This window comes from Agromyces sp. NPDC056389 (assembly GCF_042262385.1).
In the GTDB taxonomy this organism is placed as follows: domain Bacteria; phylum Actinomycetota; class Actinomycetes; order Actinomycetales; family Microbacteriaceae; genus Agromyces.
In genome coordinates this window covers 368,665-384,974 of the sequence record NZ_JBHJPN010000001.1, presented here as the reverse complement: position 1 = coordinate 384,974, position 16,310 = coordinate 368,665, and the positions used below count along the sequence as shown (strand labels likewise).

At 70.0% G+C, this 16,310-nt stretch carries 15 protein-coding genes; 13 read left to right on the top strand and 2 right to left on the bottom strand.

The features are described 5' to 3' along the window. The first annotated feature begins 127 nt into the window (after window positions 1-127). Genes ileS through ndk form a run of 4 tightly spaced genes read left to right on the top strand, consistent with a single transcriptional unit; the run spans window position 128 to window position 5,677 of the window. Window positions 128-3,445 carry an isoleucine--tRNA ligase gene (gene ileS / locus ACFCVM_RS01905; RefSeq protein WP_375833186.1) on the top strand — a complete coding sequence of 1,106 codons (3,318 nt, stop codon included), beginning with the start codon at window positions 128-130 and terminating at the stop codon, window positions 3,443-3,445. Further along, on the top strand, window positions 3,442-4,803 hold the full coding sequence (locus ACFCVM_RS01900) for a bifunctional folylpolyglutamate synthase/dihydrofolate synthase (RefSeq protein WP_375833183.1): 1,362 nt from the start codon (window positions 3,442-3,444) through the stop codon (window positions 4,801-4,803). The genes ileS and ACFCVM_RS01900 overlap by 4 nt, the downstream gene beginning before the upstream one ends. Further along, window positions 4,800-5,261, top strand: a complete 462-nt coding sequence (locus ACFCVM_RS01895) for a DUF4233 domain-containing protein (RefSeq protein ID WP_375833181.1) — start codon at window positions 4,800-4,802, stop codon at window positions 5,259-5,261. The genes ACFCVM_RS01900 and ACFCVM_RS01895 overlap by 4 nt, the downstream gene beginning before the upstream one ends. Further along, window positions 5,258-5,677 (top strand): nucleoside-diphosphate kinase, encoded by a 420-nt coding sequence (ndk, locus tag ACFCVM_RS01890; protein ID WP_375833178.1) that lies wholly within the window; start codon window positions 5,258-5,260, stop codon window positions 5,675-5,677. Before ACFCVM_RS01895 ends, ndk begins: the two co-directional genes overlap by 4 nt. A gap of 69 nt (window positions 5,678-5,746) precedes the next feature. Here the strand turns inward: ndk and ACFCVM_RS01885 are convergent, their stop codons facing one another. Then, window positions 5,747-6,373, bottom strand: coding sequence for a vitamin K epoxide reductase family protein (locus ACFCVM_RS01885; RefSeq protein ID WP_375833176.1), 627 nt, complete (start codon window positions 6,371-6,373; stop codon window positions 5,747-5,749). A 273-nt stretch (window positions 6,374-6,646) separates the two neighbouring features. On the opposite strand from ACFCVM_RS01885, the gene ACFCVM_RS01880 reads away from it, so the two are divergent. Then, complete coding sequence (locus tag ACFCVM_RS01880) at window positions 6,647-9,325, top strand: Rne/Rng family ribonuclease (protein ID WP_375833173.1); 2,679 nt, start codon at window positions 6,647-6,649, stop codon at window positions 9,323-9,325. Here ACFCVM_RS01880 and ACFCVM_RS01875 read toward each other — a convergent pair. Then, window positions 9,314-9,607: a DUF4031 domain-containing protein gene (locus tag ACFCVM_RS01875; RefSeq protein WP_375833170.1), complete on the bottom strand. Its 294-nt coding sequence runs from the start codon at window positions 9,605-9,607 to the stop codon at window positions 9,314-9,316. The genes ACFCVM_RS01880 and ACFCVM_RS01875 overlap by 12 nt on opposite strands. Window positions 9,608-9,873: 266 nt before the next feature. On the opposite strand from ACFCVM_RS01875, the gene rplU reads away from it, so the two are divergent. The 8 genes from rplU (at window position 9,874) to ACFCVM_RS01835 (ending at window position 16,304) form a co-directional block, all read left to right on the top strand. Next, window positions 9,874-10,182 (top strand): 50S ribosomal protein L21, encoded by a 309-nt coding sequence (rplU, locus tag ACFCVM_RS01870; RefSeq protein WP_375833167.1) that lies wholly within the window; start codon window positions 9,874-9,876, stop codon window positions 10,180-10,182. Window positions 10,183-10,200: 18 nt separating this feature from the next. Continuing rightward, a complete protein-coding gene (gene rpmA, locus ACFCVM_RS01865; RefSeq protein WP_056009138.1) occupies window positions 10,201-10,458 on the top strand; it encodes a 50S ribosomal protein L27 in 258 nt (85 codons plus the stop codon). A 72-nt stretch (window positions 10,459-10,530) separates the two neighbouring features. Then, window positions 10,531-12,132 carry a GTPase ObgE gene (gene obgE / locus ACFCVM_RS01860; protein WP_375833163.1) on the top strand — a complete coding sequence of 534 codons (1,602 nt, stop codon included), beginning with the start codon at window positions 10,531-10,533 and terminating at the stop codon, window positions 12,130-12,132. Beyond that, entirely contained in the window at window positions 12,129-12,947 is an 819-nt protein-coding gene (gene proB, locus ACFCVM_RS01855; protein WP_375833161.1) for a glutamate 5-kinase, read from the top strand. The genes obgE and proB overlap by 4 nt, the downstream gene beginning before the upstream one ends. 9 nt (window positions 12,948-12,956) lie before the next feature. Next, window positions 12,957-14,225, top strand: a complete 1,269-nt coding sequence (locus ACFCVM_RS01850) for a glutamate-5-semialdehyde dehydrogenase (protein WP_375833159.1) — start codon at window positions 12,957-12,959, stop codon at window positions 14,223-14,225. Window positions 14,226-14,276: 51 nt separating this feature from the next. Then, window positions 14,277-14,498 (top strand): hypothetical protein, encoded by a 222-nt coding sequence (locus ACFCVM_RS01845; RefSeq protein WP_375833156.1) that lies wholly within the window; start codon window positions 14,277-14,279, stop codon window positions 14,496-14,498. A 16-nt stretch (window positions 14,499-14,514) separates the two neighbouring features. Further along, window positions 14,515-15,114: a nicotinate-nucleotide adenylyltransferase gene (gene nadD / locus ACFCVM_RS01840; RefSeq protein WP_375833153.1), complete on the top strand. Its 600-nt coding sequence runs from the start codon at window positions 14,515-14,517 to the stop codon at window positions 15,112-15,114. A gap of 545 nt (window positions 15,115-15,659) precedes the next feature. After that, window positions 15,660-16,304 carry a hypothetical protein gene (locus ACFCVM_RS01835; protein WP_375833151.1) on the top strand — a complete coding sequence of 215 codons (645 nt, stop codon included), beginning with the start codon at window positions 15,660-15,662 and terminating at the stop codon, window positions 16,302-16,304. Window positions 16,305-16,310 lie beyond the last annotated feature (6 nt).

Sequence of the window (16,310 nt, the reverse complement as noted above, 5' to 3'; positions counted from 1 at the left end):
CCGTCACAGCCGGCAATGAGGGGCGAGTCGGCCGTACGGAGCGACTCGCAAGCGAGGTGGTACCGCGGCGGCGCTCGATCGAGCACCGGCGTCCTCGTGAGAGCATCCGTCCCCGCAAGGAGCGAGCGTGTACCCCCGTACCCCAGACGACCACGGTGTCGCCCCCTCACCCGAGTTCCCCGCCGTCGAGCGCGACGTGCTGGCCTTCTGGAAGGCCGACGGCACGTTCCAGGCCTCGATCGACCAGCGCGAGGGCGCTCCCGAGTGGGTCTTCTACGACGGCCCGCCGTTCGCCAACGGCCTGCCGCACTACGGCCACCTGCTGACGGGCTATGCGAAGGACCTCTTCCCGCGGTTCCAGACCATGCGCGGCAAGCAGGTGCACCGCCGCTTCGGCTGGGACACCCACGGCCTCCCCGCCGAGCTCGAGGCCGAGCGCCAGCTCGGCATCACCGACAAGAGCGAGATCGAGGAGATGGGCATCGCGGCCTTCAACCAGGCCGCTCGCGACGCCGTGCTCCGCTACACCAAGGAGTGGCAGGAGTACGTCACCCGTCAGGCGCGCTGGGTCGACTTCGAGCACGACTACAAGACGCTCGACGTGACGTTCATGGAGAGCGTCATCTGGGCGTTCAAGACGCTGCACGAGAAGGGCCTCGCCTACGAGGGCTACCGCGTGCTGCCGTACTGCTGGCGGGACCAGACGCCGCTCTCGAACCACGAGCTGCGCATGGACGACGACGTCTACAAGATGCGTCAGGACCAGACCGTCACCGTCACGTTCCCGCTCGTCGGTGCCAAGGCCGAGTCGCTCGGACTCACGGCCGTGCGCGCCCTCGCGTGGACGACGACGCCGTGGACCCTGCCGACGAACTTCGCCCTCGCGGTCGGCCCCGACATCGAGTACGCCGTCGTGCCCGCCGGACCGAACGGCACGCCCGACGCGACGGTGCTGCGCGAAGAGGTCGGCTCGCCCGAGACGGGCGCTGCGGTATCCGACACCGAGGTGCTCGGCGGCGAGTACCTGCTCGCGATCGACCTCGTCGGCAACTACGCGAAGGAGCTCGGCTACGAGTCCGCCGACGACGCGCGCGCCGCCGTCTCGCGCACGGTGCGCGGCAGCGAGCTCGAGGGCGTGGCCTACGACCGGCTCTTCGACTACTACGCCGACGTCGAGGAGTACGGCCTGCAGAACGCCTGGCGCATCCTCGTCGCCGACTACGTCACGACCGAGGACGGCACCGGCATCGTGCACCAGGCCCCGGCCTACGGCGAGGAGGACCAGAAGATCTCCGAGGCCGCGGGCATCCCGGTCATCATCTCGCTCGACGAGGGCGGCCGGTTCCTGCCGGCGGTGACGGATGTCGCCGGGCTCCTGTGGAGCGACGCGAACAAGCCGCTCACCCAGCTGCTGAAGGCCGAGGGACGCCTGCTCCGCCAGGCGAGCTACGAGCACTCGTACCCGCACTGCTGGCGCTGCCGCAACCCGCTCATCTACAAGGCCGTCTCGAGCTGGTTCATCCGCGTGCCCGAGTTCCGCGACCGCATGGGCGAGCTGAACCAGGACATCAACTGGGTGCCCGACAACGTCAAGGACGGCCAGTTCGGCAAGTGGGTCGCCGGCGCCCGCGACTGGTCGATCAGCCGCAACCGCTACTGGGGCTCGCCGATCCCGGTCTGGAAGAGCGACGACCCCGAGTATCCGCGCGTCGACGTGTACGGCTCGCTCGAGGAGCTCCAGCGCGACTTCGGCCGCCTGCCGGTCAACCCCGACGGCGAACCCGACCTGCACCGCCCGTACATCGACGATCTCGTGCGCCCGAACCCCGACGACCCCACCGGTCGCTCGATGATGCGGCGCATCCCCGACATCTTCGACGTCTGGTTCGACTCGGGCTCGATGCCGTTCGCGCAGGTGCACTACCCGTTCGAGAACCAGGAGTGGTTCGACAGCCACAACCCCGCCGACTTCATCGTCGAGTACATCGGGCAGACGCGCGGCTGGTTCTACGTCATGCACGTGCTCTCGACGGCGCTGTTCGACCGGCGCGCGTTCTCGAACGTCGTGAGCCACGGCATCGTGCTCGGCAGCGACGGGCAGAAGATGTCGAAGTCGCTGCGCAACTACCCCGACGTCTCCGAGGTCTTCGAGCGCGACGGTTCCGACGCGATGCGCTGGTTCCTCATGTCGAGCTCGGTGCTGCGCGGCGGCAACCTCATCGTCACCGAGGAGGGCATCCGCGAGGGCGTGCGGCAGTTCATGCTGCCGCTGTGGAGCACGTGGTACTTCTTCTCGCTCTACGCCAACTCGGCGCGGGGCAGCGGCTACGAGGCATCCGCTCGCACCGATTCGACCGACGTGCTCGACCGGTACCTGCTCGCGAAGCTCGGCGAGCTCGTCACCGACGTCACGGCCGACTTCGAGGCGTTCGACTCCCCGCTCGCGGCGGCGAAGCTGCGCGACTTCGGCGACGTGCTGACGAACTGGTACGTGCGCCGCTCGCGCGACCGCTTCTGGGCCGGTGTCGGCGAAGACGGCTCGGGCGGCGAGGCGTTCGACACGCTGTACACGGTGCTCGAGACGCTCACGCGTCTCTCGGCGCCGCTGCTGCCGCTCGTCTCCGAGCAGATCTGGCGCGGGCTGACCGGCGGGCGCAGCGTGCACCTGGCCGACTGGCCCGACGCCGCGGTCTTCCCGGTCGACCACGAACTCGTCGCCGCGATGGACTCGGTGCGCGAGATCAGCTCCGCCGCGCTCTCGCTGCGCAAGCAGTCGGGTCGCCGGGTCCGGCTCCCGCTCGCGCGCCTCACGGTCGTGGCGACGGATGCCGCCGCGCTCGCGCCCTTCGAAGCGATCCTGCGCGACGAGCTGAACGTCAAGGCGGTCGACCTCGTGACGCTCGATGGCTCGAGCGCCGAGCGCTTCGGGGTGACGAAGCGACTGACCGTCAACGCGCGCGCCGCCGGACCGCGACTCGGCAAGACCGTGCAGCAGGCGATCCAGGCCGCCCGCTCGGGCGACTGGAGCGTCGATGGCGACCAGGTCGTCGCCGGCGGCATCGCACTCGAGGCGGGGGAGTACGACCTCGTGCTCGAAGCCGGCGGTGCGGGCGACGGATCGAGCGCGCTCGCGCTGCTCGCCGATGGCGGATTCGTGATCCTCGATACCGCGACGACCCCCGAGCTCGAGGCCGAGGGTCTCGCGCGCGACGTCGTTCGCGCCGTGCAGGAGGCGCGCAAGGCGGCGGGCCTCGAGGTCGGCGACCGCGTTCAGCTGACGCTCACGCTCGATGAGACCGGAGCAGCGGCAGCCGAGCGCCACCGCGAACTCATCGCAGGCGAGACGCTCGCGATCGAATTGACCGTGATCGCCGGAGCTCCCGGCGACGAGGCGAAGACGGTCGGCGAGTCCTCCCGACTGACCGTGGAGGTGGCGAAGGCATGACCGACGAACTCGACTTCGCGGACGCGGCGGACGCCGTCTACCGCAGCCTGCTCGAACGGGTCGGCGAGGCCGCCCCCGAACGACGGCTCGACGCCACGCGCCGGGCGGTGGAGATCCTCGGCGACCCGCATCGCGCCGCCCCGGTGATCCACATCACCGGCACGAACGGGAAGACCTCGACGAGTCGCATGATCGAGTCGATCCTGCGTGCCGGAGGCCTTCGAACGGGCCTCATGACGAGCCCGCACCTCGAGCGGTTCACCGAACGCATCCTCATCGACGGCGAGCCCGTCTCCGATGAGGCGGTCGCCCGCAACTGGGAGGAGATCGAGCCGTTCATCGCCATCGTCGACGCCGAGCTCGAAGCGGCCGGTGCACCCCGGCTGACCTTCTTCGAGGCGCTCACGGCGCTCGCGTTCGCGTGCTTCGCCGACGCCCCGGTCGACGTCGTCGTGCTCGAGGTCGGCATGGGCGGCGAGTGGGACTCGACGAACGTGGCCGACGGCCAGGTCGCCGTGTTCACGCCGATCGACCTCGACCACGAGTCGGCGCTCGGCACCACGATCGAGCGCATCGCCCGCACGAAGGCCGGCATCATCAAGCCCGAGGCCGCCGTCGTCACGGCGTTCCAGTCGCCCGAGGCGCTCACGGTGCTGCGCGACGTCACTGCCGAGCGGGGCGGCACGTTCGCCGTCGAGGGCGGCGCGTTCGCGGTGCTCGACTCCCGTGTCGCCGTCGGCGGCCAGCTCATCTCGGTGAAGGGCCTCGCGGGGGAGTACCGCGACCTCGCGCTCCCGCTCTTCGGGCGCCATCAGGCCGAGAACGCCGCCGTGGCGATCGCCGCCGTCGAGTCGTTCCTCGGGGCGGGCACGATGCGCATGGCCGACGAGGTGCTGCAGCAGGGCCTCGGCGCGGTGACCTCGCCCGGGCGCCTGCAGATGGTCGGCACCGAGCCCCCCGTGCTCGTCGACGCCGCGCACAACCCCCACGGCGCGCGCGCACTCGTCGCGGCACTCGACGAGTACTTCGACTTCGACGAGATCGTCGCGGTGGTCGGAGTGCTGCGCGACAAGGATGCGAAGGGGATCATCACGGCGCTCGACGGCGCCGTCGAGCGGTTCAACATCACGACCTCGTCGTCGGAGCGCTCGATCCCCGTCGACGAACTCGCCCTCGCCGCCGTCGGCTGGAGCAACGAGGACAAGGTGCACCAGTACGACGACTTGCTCGACGCACTCGACGACGCGCGGAAGTGGGCGACCGAGGCGCCGAAGCGCGCCGTCGTGGTCACGGGCTCGATCGTGCTCGTCGGCGAGGTCATCGCCATCGCCGCAGACCGTGAATGGGGGCGCTCGTGAGCGACTCGACGTCCATGCCCGAACCCGACGACACCGCGGCCGCGGCATCCGGGGACACCGCCGCCGACGCACCCGTCGCACCCCCGCGCTCGATCCGTCAGAGCCTCGCCGCCATCGTGCTCGGCTTCGAGGTCATCGTGGTGTTCCTCGCGGCGCTCGTCATCTGGGGGCTCTCCCAGGGCGGCGTCGAGGGCTCGTTGCCGTCGTGGGTCGCCCTCGCGGCCGGCGGCGTCATCATCCTCGCCCTGATCGCGACGATCGGGCTCCTGCGGTTCAACTGGGCGTACACGCTCGGCTGGGTCATCCAGGTGCTCATCCTCGCGTCGGGCTTCCTCAACCCTGCGATGTTCGTCGTGGGGGCGCTCTTCGGCGGCATGTGGTGGTACTGCATGGTGACCGGCGCACGTATCGACCGAGAACGAGCGGCAGCGGCCGCGCAATGGAAGGAACAGCAATGACCACCCCTATCGAAGAGACCCTCGTGCTCGTCAAGCCCGACGGCGTCGCGCGCAACCTCACGGGCGAGATCCTCCGCCGCATCGAGGCCAAGGGGTACTCGCTCGTCGACATCCGCTTCGTGCAGCCCGACCGCGAGCTGCTCGCCCGTCACTACGCCGAGCACGAGGGCAAGCCCTTCTACGAGCCGCTCATCGAGTTCATGGAGTCGGGCGCCATCGTGGCGATGCGCGTCGCCGGCAACCGCGTGATCGAGGGCTTCCGGGTGCTCGCGGGCACGACCGACCCCACGACGGCGGCTCCCGGCACGATCCGTGGCGACTTCGGTCGCGACTGGGGCCTCAAGGTGCAGCAGAACCTCGTGCACGGCTCCGACTCGGTCGAGTCGGCCGAGCGCGAGCTCGCCCTCTGGTTCTGAGGCTTCGCGCTTCGCAGCGCTGAACGGATGTCGCGGCGCCGGGTCACTCGGCGCAGCGACATCCGTGTCTCAGCTGAAGGCGTTCTGCAGGTCGAGGATGACCCGCGGGATCGCGTCCATCTGCGCCTGCGCGAGCAGCACGACCACGGCGTAGCAGATGACCGTGATGAGCGGCACCCACGAGAGCCAGCTGCCCGCGATGCGCCGGACACGTGCCGATGCCGGAATATGCCCCTCGCGGAGGTTGTACAGCGTCAGCGCCCAGAACGTGGGGATCGTGACCGCCCACGTGAGCATGCACCACGGGCACAGCACGTCGAGCACGTAGATGCTCTGGTAGATGAGCCAGCCGACGAACACGAGCGCGCCGGCGACGCCGACGTTGAAGGCCGCCCAGAACCAGCGCGAGAACGTCGCCCCGGCGAGGATCGCCACGGCGATCGTGATGACCACGGGCCAGGCCATCAGGCCGATGAACGGGTTCGGGAAGCCGAAGACCGCGCCCTGCCACGACGCCAGGTTGGTGCTGCAGCCGACCAGCACGCCCACATTGCACGAGGGGATGTGCGACGGATCGGTGAGCGAGAGCACCTTCTCGATGGAGAGCTCGAACGCCGCGAGGAGGCCGAGGCCCCCGGCGATCAGCAGGAAGACGGCGAGGCCGACGGGTCGGGAACGGGTGGGGGAGTCCGGCATGCTCGGATTATGGCATGCCGATTCCGCCCTCGGCTGCGAGAGCATGCGATAATCGAAGGAGTCGTCCGGGCCGCGCCCGGCACGACGCCAATGAGGGCTTTGAGGATGCAGCGCATCCAGTGGGCGGTGAACGCACCGCAAGACGTGGCGACACAGGCAACCTGCCGGTCGCAGTAATGAAGGATTCAGCGGCTCGGCGCAAGCGCGGAGCTGCTCCAGACGAGTACGGGACGACGGCGCGGCTGTCGGAACCGGCGTAGGAGTGCACCAGAGATGGTGGAAGGCAACGAGAAGAACACGAACGAACCCGAGGCCGGCAGCGGCTCGACCAGGCGTCGCGGCGGCCTCTTCGGAGCCCGGCGCGGTCGCGCGAAATCCGTCGAGGCGCAGGTGACGCCCGAGACCGAGGCGCCATCGACGCCGGCGGCCGAGATCCCGGCGACGGATGCCGCGGCGCAGGTCGCCCCCGAGCCGGTCGGCGCAACGAGCGCCGAGACCGCCCCGGCGACCACGCCCGCGACGCCCGACGTCGAGCCGGCCGAAGCGACGGGCGCCGAGGCATCCGTCGCGACCGCCGAGGTCGTCGTCGAAGCCGTGGTCGAGGCCGTCGAGGTCTCGCCGATCCCCGCGACGCTCACCACGACGTCGCTGATCTTCCACGCGCCGCCCGTGCTCGTGGGCTTCGACCGGCCCGAGCGCGACGAGCGCGGCGGCCGGGACGACCGCGGCGGTCGCGAGCAGGCCCGTGACGACCGCGCCGGTCGCGAGCGCGACGACGACGAGTCGTCGACGGTTCGCCGGCGCACGCGCCGTCGCAGCGGCGAAGAGGGCCGCGCGAACACCGACGAGCCCGCCAACACGGTCGTCAAGGTGCGCAAGCCTCGCGAGGTCGAGCTCATCACCGAGCCGCAGAAGGTCAAGGGCTCCACCCGGCTCGAGGCGAAGAAGCAGCGCCGGCGCGACGGCCGCGATGCGGGCCGCCGCCGCGCGGTGATCACCGAGGCCGAGTTCCTCGCCCGCCGCGAATCGGTCGACCGTTCGATGGTCGTGCGCGAGAAGGGCGGCCGCATCCAGATCGGCGTGCTCGAAGACGGCGTGCTCGTCGAGCACTACGTCGCGCGCAATCAGGACGCATCCCTCATCGGCAACGTCTATCTCGGCCGCGTGCAGAACGTGCTGCCGAGCATGGAGGCCGCCTTCGTCGACATCGGCCGCGGCCGAAACGCCGTGCTGTACTCGGGCGAGGTCGACTGGGAGGCAGCAGCCGAGAACGGTGAGAAGAACCAGCCCCGCCGCATCGAGCTCGCGCTGAAGCCGGGCGACCGGGTGCTCGTGCAGGTCACGAAGGACCCGGTGGGCCACAAGGGCGCTCGCCTCACAAGCCAGGTCTCGCTGCCCGGCCGCTACCTCGTGTATGTGCCCAATGGCTCGATGAACGGCATCAGCCGCAAGCTCCCCGACACCGAGCGCGCGCGTCTGAAGAAGATCCTCAAAGAGGTGCTGCCCGACAACCAGGGCGTCATCGTGCGCACCGCGGCCGAAGGGGCCACCGAAGAGCAGCTCACGCTCGACGTGAACCGCCTCATCGCGCAGTGGGCCGACATCTCGACCCAGCTCGAGAAGGTGCAGGCGCCCGCGCTCCTGCACTCCGAGCCCGACCTGCTCATCAAGATCGTCCGCGACGTCTTCAACGAGGACTTCCAGAGGATGGTCATCGAGGGCGACGAAGCGCGCCAGACGATCGAGCGGTACCTGCGCGCGGTCGCGCCCGACCTGCTCGAGCGCGTCGAGGCGTACACCGGTGAGCGCGACTCCTTCGACGAGTTCCGCATCAGCGAGCAGATCGAGAAGGCGCTCGACCGCAAGGTCTGGCTGCCCTCGGGCGGCTCGCTCGTCATCGACCGCACCGAGGCGATGACCGTCGTCGACGTCAACACGGGCAAGTTCGTCGGCTCGGGCGGCAACCTCGAAGAGACCGTCACGAAGAACAACCTCGAAGCAGCCGAAGAGATCGTGCGCCAGCTCCGCCTGCGCGACATCGGCGGCATCATCGTCGTCGACTTCATCGACATGGTGCTCGAGTCCAACCGCGACCTCGTGCTGCGCCGCCTCGTCGAGTGCCTCTCGCGCGACCGCACCAAGCACCAGGTCGCCGAGGTCACCTCGCTCGGCCTCGTGCAGATGACCCGCAAGAAGCTCGGCCTCGGCCTGCTCGAGTCGTTCAGCGAGCCCTGCGAGATCTGCGCCGGTCGCGGCATCATCGTGCACCACGAGCCCGTCGTGAAGCACCGCAGCGCCCAGCAGTCGCAGCCCGAGCGACGCGGACGCGGTCGCGGCGGCAACCAGCAGCAGCCTGCGCAGGCGCCCGCCGAGCCCAAGGCCCACACCGGCACCCACGCGATCACCGACGACGTGAAGAACGCACTCGCGCAGATCGCCGCGTCGACGATTCCGCACACCGAGCACAAGGCCGACGATCCGGCGACGGATGGCGCGGGGGAGCAGCCCGCGGCATCGACCGCCGACGCAGGACGTGCACCGAAGACCGACGCCGACGAGAAGCCGGCCGAGACCTCGGGCGGCCGTCGTCGCGGTCGTCACCGCCGCGTGTCACAGGATCAGGGTGCGGCGCCCGCCGCCTCAGAGCCCGTGGCCGCGCCAGCCGTTGCGCCGGTCGATGCCCCCACGGCGCCGGCCGCACCCGAGGTCGCCCCGATCCTCGACCTGCCCGTGCCGCCGGTGTCGCGCAAGCGCCCCGCACGGGTCGCCGAGACCGAGGTGCTCCTCGACTCGGTGCTCGATGCGCTTCCCGCTCCGAAGAAGGCGGGCGAGGGGCGCACGCGCAGCCGTCGCGTCTCCACCGCTGCACTCAGCACCACCGCCGGCGGTCAGCCCGTGATCACCCGGGCCGAGGGCTCGGGCGACGCAGGGGCATCCGACTCAGCCGAGTGACGACCGGGCTGCGCGCTCACGCCGTTCACGCGGTGTGACGCGCAGCCCGCTCTTGCGGAGTCGCTCGACGAGCTCCCTCGGCGAGACCGGCACGGCGCCCGCTGCCACGAGGTCGTCGTACCGTTCGACCGGCACGTCGTAGTGGTCGAGATCGAACGATCTCGGCGGCAGTCCGGTTCTCTCAGCGAACTCGCGGAGTTCGCTGATGGACTCGTCGCTGACGAGGTGAGCCCAGACGGTGCCGTGCTTCGGCCAGAGCGGCGTGTCGATGAGCACGGTCATGGGCCGATCCTACGCGTCGTGCCCGCGACGCGCCGGTGGGCGTGGTTTGACCGGCCCCCCGACATCCGGTAAACTCGACCGTTGGTGCCGCCGCTTATCACGGTGCGCCCATCCGCAGGTCTCCGGAACTCGGTCCGCCGAACTCCAGAACCGCCTGCACATCAGTTTTCTGCCAGTCACCACCCTTCTTCCCGCTGGGGCGACCGCGCAGTGACACCCCATCAGACAGTCGGGGCCTCCGGGCTCCCCAGAGATAGGTACGAGTAGTGGTTTACGCAGTAGTGCGCGCCGGCGGTCGGCAGGAGAAGGTCGAAGTCGGCACCATCGTGACGATGGACCGCATCAAGGCAGACAAGGACGGCAACGTCCAGCTCGCCGCGGTGCTCCTCGTCGACGGCGACAAGATCACCTCCGACGCCAAGGCGCTCGAGAAGGTCACGGTCACGGCCGAGGTCCTCAACGACCTCCGCGGTCCGAAGATCGTGATCCAGAAGTTCAAGAACAAGACCGGCTACAAGAAGCGCCAGGGGCACCGTCAGGACCTCACGCGCGTCAAGGTCACTGGAATCAAGTAAGGGCCCGGGAGAAGCGAAATGGCACACAAAAAGGGAGCAAGCTCCACTCGCAACGGTCGTGACTCCAACGCGCAGCGCCTCGGCGTGAAGCGCTTCGGCGGCCAGGTCGTCGGCGCAGGCGAGATCATCGTCCGCCAGCGCGGCACGCACTTCCACCCGGGCGCGGGCGTCGGTCGCGGTGGCGACGACACCCTGTTCGCGCTCGAGGCCGGTGCAGTGCAGTTCGGCAACAAGGGCGGCCGCAAGGTCGTCAACATCGTGGCGGTCGGCGAATAGTCGATCGACGTTCATCGTGAGGGCGGGCTTCGGCCCGCCCTCACGTGTTTTACTCGGTTTGGAGGATGCAGCATGGTCAGCTTCGTCGACGAGGTGACGCTGTTCCTGCGTGCCGGTCACGGCGGGAACGGCTGCGTCTCCGTCCGCCGTGAGAAGTTCAAGCCGCTCGCCGGCCCCGACGGCGGCAACGGCGGCACCGGCGGCGACATCGTGCTCATCGCCGACCCCCAGGTGACGACGCTGCTCGGCTACCACGGGCGTCCGCACCGCTCCTCCGCGAACGGTCAGCCCGGCATGGGCGACCACCGCGCCGGGGCCGTCGGCGAGACCCTCGAACTGCCCGTGCCCGTCGGCACCGTCGTGAAGAACACCGACGGCGACGAGCTCGCCGACCTCACCGAGCCCGGCTCGCGCTTCGTCGCGGCGGCCGGCGGTCTCGGAGGTCTCGGCAACGCGGCCCTCGCGACCACGAAGCGCAAGGCCCCGGGCTTCGCGCTGCTCGGCACCCTCGGCGACGAGGTCGAGATCACGCTCGAGCTCAAGTCCATCGCCGACGTCGCGCTCGTCGGCTACCCGTCGGCGGGCAAGTCGAGCCTGATCGCCGCCATGTCGGCCGCGCGACCGAAGATCGCCGACTACCCGTTCACGACGCTCCACCCGAACCTCGGGGTCGTCCAGGCGGGCGACCACCGCTTCACGGTGGCCGACGTTCCCGGCCTCATCGAGGGCGCCAGCGAGGGCAAGGGCCTCGGACTCGAGTTCCTCCGGCACGTCGAGCGGTGTTCCGCCCTGCTGCACGTGCTCGACTGCGCGACGCTCGAGCCCGGCCGCGACCCGATCTCCGACCTCGAGGTCATCCTCGCGGAGCTCGCCGCGTATCCCGTGCCCGAGGGGCAGCTCCCGCTCCTCGAGCGCCCGCAGATCATCGCGCTCAACAAGATCGACGTGCCCGAGGCGCGCGAGCTCGCCGAATTCGTGCGCCCCGATCTCGAGGCGCGCGGCTACCGCGTGTTCGAGATCTCGACGGTCAGCCACGAAGGCCTCCGCCAGCTCGGATTCGCGCTCGGCGAGCTCGTCGACACGGCTCGTGCAGAGGCCGAAGCCGCGACCCCGCCGGCGCCCGAGCGCATCGTCATGCGGCCGAAGGCCTCCAACGACCCCGGTTTCACCGTGCGCGCAGAAGGCGGCAGCTACGGCACCATGTACCGGGTGCTCGGCCAGAAGCCCGAGCGCTGGGTGCAGCAGACCGACTTCACGAACGACGAGGCCATCGGCTTCCTCGCCGACCGCCTCGCGAAGCTCGGCGTCGAAGACGCGCTCGTGCGCGCCGGCGCCGATGCCGGTTCGACCGTCGTGATCGGCAAGGGGGCGGGAGTCGTCTTCGACTGGGAGCCCACGCTCACCTCGACGGCCGAGCTCATCACGGCACCGCGCGGCACCGACGCGCGACTCGACGAGAACCGACGCGCCACGCGTGCCGAGCGACGCAGCGAGTACTACGAGCGCATGGACGCCAAGGCGGAGGCACGCGCCGAACTCGAGCGCGAGCGCACGGCGGGCATGTGGAACGAGCTCGACGAGCAGACCGACGCAGAGAGCGCTGCAGGCGCCGACGCGGCCCGCGACACGGGTGCCGGAGCCGGGAAGGACTCGAGCGGCGAGGACCGGGAATGACCCCGACCACCCGCGCAGAGATCCCTGCCGCTTCCCGCATCGTCGTCAAGGTCGGCTCCTCGTCGATCAGCGGCGAGAACTCCGAGCAGATCGGTCCGCTGGTCGATGCGCTGGCCGCCGCACACGCACGGGGCGCCGAGATCGTGCTCGTCTCCTCCGGCGCGATTGCGACGGCCATCCCGTTCCTCAGCCTCGACGGGCGACCGACCGACCTCGCGACCCAGCAGGCTGCGGCAGCGGTCGGCCAGAACGTGCTGATGTGGCGCTACCAGACGAGCCTCGACCGCTACGGCGTGCTCGCCGGGCAGGTGCTGCTCACCGCGGGAGACCTCGAGAACTCGACCCCCCGATCGAATGCGCAGCGTGCGATGGACCGGTTGCTCTCGCTCCGCATCCTTCCGATCGTCAACGAGAACGACACCGTCGCCACGCACGAGATCCGGTTCGGCGACAACGACCGGCTCGCGGCCCTCGTCGCCGAACTCATCGGTGCCGACCTGCTGGTGCTGCTCTCCGACGTCGACGCGCTGTACACGAAGCCGCCGCACCTCGACGGTGCACGTCGGATCGAGCACGTGCCCTACGGCGACGAGCTCGCCGGTGTCGAGATCGGCTCAGCCGGTCGCGCCGGGGTCGGCACCGGGGGAGCGGAGACCAAGGTCTCGGCGGCCCGCATCGCGGCCGACGCCGGCACGTCGGTGCTGATCACGGCGACGCCGCTCGTCGCCGAGGCGCTTGCGGGCCACGACATCGGCACCTGGTTCGACCCGGCGCCGTCGCGTCACACAGCGGAGCGCGACACCCTGCTCGCCTAGGCTGGGGGCATGGAGCAGCTCGACCTCGACGTCTCGGTGATCGACACCCGTCTCGCCGCCGCGAAGGACGCCTCACGGCGCCTCGCCCGCGCCTCGACCGCTGAGAAGGACGCGGCGCTCGAGCAGGTCGCCGTGCTGCTCGCCGAGCGTTCCGACGAGATCATCGAGGCGAACGCGCTCGATCTCGAAGCAGGTCGCACTGCCGGACTCGGCGCCGGGCTGCTCGATCGACTCACCCTCGACGCGCGGCGGGTCGCGGCGCTGTCCGACGCCGTGCGCGAGGTCATCGGACTCACCGACCCCGTCGGGGACACGGTCAGTGGTCGGTCGCTGCCGAACGGCGTGCGAATCGACCAGATCCGCGTGCCGCTCGGGGTCATCGGGGCGATCTACGAGGCGCGGCCCAACGTGACGATCGACATCGCCGTGCTCGCGCTGAAGAGCGGCAATACCGTCGTGCTCCGCGGCGGCACGGCCGCCGAGCAGACGAACCGGGTACTGCTCGGCGTGCTGCGCGACGCCCTCGCCGCAGCGGGCCTGCCCGCCGACGCGGTGCAGACCGTCGACGACTTCGGCCGCGCCGGTGCTCGTCACCTCATGCAGGCGCGCGACTACGTCGACGTGCTGATCCCTCGGGGCAGCGCCGGACTCATCCGCGCCGTCGTCGACGAGGCGAAGGTGCCGGTCATCGAGACCGGGGCAGGGGTCGTGCACATGTTCCTCGACGAGAGCGCTCGCGAAGACTGGGCGGTCGATCTCGTGCACAACGCGAAGACGCAGCGGCCGAGCGTCTGCAACGCGCTCGAGACGCTGCTCGTGCACGTCGACGCGGCCGAACGACTCCTGCCGCCGGTGATCGCGCGGCTCGAGGCATCCGGAGTCTCCGTGCACGGCGACGAGCGCGTTCGCGCGATCCGGCCCGAGGTGCAGCCCGTCACCGACGAGGACTGGGCCACCGAGCACATGTCGCTCGACATCTCCGTGGGCGTCGTCGACTCGATCGACGACGCGATGGCGCACATCCGCCGGTACTCGACGAAGCACACCGAGTCGATCGTGACGAACGATCTCGGCAACGCCGAACGCTTCCTCAACGAGGTCGACGCCGCCGCCGTCATGGTGAATGCATCGACCCGATTCACCGACGGGGCGGAGTTCGGCTTCGGCGCCGAGGTGGGCATCTCCACGCAGAAACTGCACGCTCGCGGGCCCATGGGCCTGCCCGAGCTCACGAGCACGAAGTGGATCGTGCGTGGTGCCGGACATGTGCGCGCCTGACCTCGCTAGACTGTCTGGAGCACGACCCGCAGGATTCGAAAGGAACGGCGAATGAGCCTTGTCACCGCAGTGCAGACCGCGACGGTGTTGACCGAGACGGTGCACGCGAGAGAGCTGCCGATGGAGTCCTGGGTCTACGGCCTCATCGCACTCGTCATCTTCGCCGCCCTCGGGTTCGTCGTCGCGTCCTATCGCGACGTGGCCAACCGCCACGCCGCCAAGGCCGCGGCGTACGCCGCACGCCACGCCGGAGACGAGCACGGCGGCCACTGAGGCGGGCGAGCACGCGATGACGGTCGCGGAGCGCCGGCCTCGTATCGGAGTGATGGGTGGAACGTTCGACCCGATTCACCACGGCCACCTGGTCGCGGCGAGCGAGGTGGCGCAGTCGCTCGACCTCGATGAGGTCGTGTTCGTGCCGACCGGGCAGCCGAGCTACAAGTCGAACGTCACGCAGGCCGAGCACCGCTACCTGATGACGGTCATCGCCACGGCGTCGAATCCGCGGTTCACGGTGAGCCGGGTCGACATCGACCGCGAGAAGCCGACGTTCACGATCGACACGCTGCGCGACATCCGCCGGGAACGCCCCGATGCCGATCTCTACTTCATCACCGGCGCCGACGCCATCGCCCAGATCCTCTCCTGGAAAGATGTGCAGGAACTCTGGGATCTCGCGCACTTCGTTGCTGTGAGTCGTCCGGGACATGTCCTGTCCGTTTCGGGTTTGCCGGAGCAAGACGTAAGCTTGCTGGAAGTTCCGGCACTTGCGATCTCGTCGACCGATTGCCGGAGCAGGGTGCGCCGGGGTTTCCCGGTGTGGTACTTGGTGCCCGATGGGGTCGTCCAGTACATCTCCAAGCACCATCTCTACCGGAGTGTCGAATGACGTCGTCGCAGGATCCGCCGCTGACGCGCCGCGAAATGCGCGAACGCGAGCGACTGCTGGAGCAGCAGGAGCCTTCGGCGACCCCGGATGCCGCTGGGCAGACGCTTCCCGTCCCCGACACCTTCCCGCCCGTTGCGCCGCAGCCACCTGTGCAGCCCGCCCCGGTGCAGTCGATGCCGGCGCCCGCTGCGCCCGTGCACTCGATGCCCGCGCAGCCCGTACCCGCGCAGTCGGTTCCTGCGCCCGCCTTGCCGGTTTCGGCGGCGAGTCCCGCATATGCGGCACCCCGCCCGGCCGGAGGCTTCGGCGAGCCCGGCGTCGCGTTCCCGGCGGCTCCGCCGATTACCACTCCGCAGCAGAGCCCCTTCGCGCCGCGTCCGGTCATTCCTGCGCCGGCACCCGCGGCGCCTGCCCCGGTTCAGTCGCCGGCCGACGCCGCGTCGTATCCGCGTGCGGCCGCTGCGCAGCCGCAGTCGGCTCCGGAGCGCGATTCGTCTGAGGCGACGACGCCAGAGCGCACACTCACCCGTCGCGAGCTTCGGGCCATGCTCGATGGCAACCAGCTCGACGAGTTCGACTTCGAAGACGACGAGATCGATGGTCCCGCTCCGCAGTCGCAGCAGCCGACTCCGGCCGCTGCGTCGTTCCCGGTGGCAGGGGGCCCGGTGCATCCGGTTCGCCCCGATGGAGACATCGCTTCACCGTCGCCCGCGGTGGGGCACTGGACCTCGCAGCTGAACGCACCGGTCGAGTCGGCCGAGCCGTTCGACCAGCTGTTGTCCCGTGGCGGTGTCAGCCACGGTGTCCCCACGACCACGAACGCGCTGATCCTGCCGACGCTGCCAGACCACGGATCGCTCGGCGGCACCCCGCTCGCGGCCAGCGGCGAGATCATCGCCACCGGGTCGATCGACCTTCCGCGTTCCTACGGCGCGACGGGCGTGCACCCGAGTCGCATCGACTCGTCCGATGTCGACCGCCTCTTCGACCAGATCGAAGAAGCCGGCACCGGCGCCGCGCCGGTCGCGGCTACGCGTGCCATCAGTACCCAGGGCGCAGCCCGCGCCATGATCGCCCCGCCGAAGAAGGAGGGCATGAACGTTCCGCTCGTGCTCGCCGTGACCGCCGGAGTGCTCGCACTCGGCGTCGTCGCCACCCTCGTCATCGGCGCCGTCGCGGGGCTGTTCTGATCCGAG

Bases quoted from the DNA above. Each gene is read 5' to 3' on its own strand.
- ACFCVM_RS01900 (WP_375833183.1), top strand. From the start codon at position 3,442: ATGACCGACGAACTCGACTTCGCGGACGCGGCGGACGCCGTCTACCGC.
- ndk (WP_375833178.1), top strand. From the start codon at position 5,258: ATGACCACCCCTATCGAAGAGACCCTCGTGCTCGTCAAGCCCGACGGC.
- ACFCVM_RS01885 (WP_375833176.1), bottom strand. From the start codon at position 6,373: ATGCCGGACTCCCCCACCCGTTCCCGACCCGTCGGCCTCGCCGTCTTC.
- ACFCVM_RS01880 (WP_375833173.1), top strand. From the start codon at position 6,647: ATGGTGGAAGGCAACGAGAAGAACACGAACGAACCCGAGGCCGGCAGC.
- ACFCVM_RS01875 (WP_375833170.1), bottom strand. From the start codon at position 9,607: ATGACCGTGCTCATCGACACGCCGCTCTGGCCGAAGCACGGCACCGTC.
- rpmA (WP_056009138.1), top strand. From the start codon at position 10,201: ATGGCACACAAAAAGGGAGCAAGCTCCACTCGCAACGGTCGTGACTCC.
- obgE (WP_375833163.1), top strand. From the start codon at position 10,531: ATGGTCAGCTTCGTCGACGAGGTGACGCTGTTCCTGCGTGCCGGTCAC.
- proB (WP_375833161.1), top strand. From the start codon at position 12,129: ATGACCCCGACCACCCGCGCAGAGATCCCTGCCGCTTCCCGCATCGTC.
- ACFCVM_RS01850 (WP_375833159.1), top strand. From the start codon at position 12,957: ATGGAGCAGCTCGACCTCGACGTCTCGGTGATCGACACCCGTCTCGCC.
- ACFCVM_RS01845 (WP_375833156.1), top strand. From the start codon at position 14,277: ATGAGCCTTGTCACCGCAGTGCAGACCGCGACGGTGTTGACCGAGACG.
- nadD (WP_375833153.1), top strand. From the start codon at position 14,515: ATGACGGTCGCGGAGCGCCGGCCTCGTATCGGAGTGATGGGTGGAACG.
- ACFCVM_RS01835 (WP_375833151.1), top strand. From the start codon at position 15,660: ATGCTCGATGGCAACCAGCTCGACGAGTTCGACTTCGAAGACGACGAG.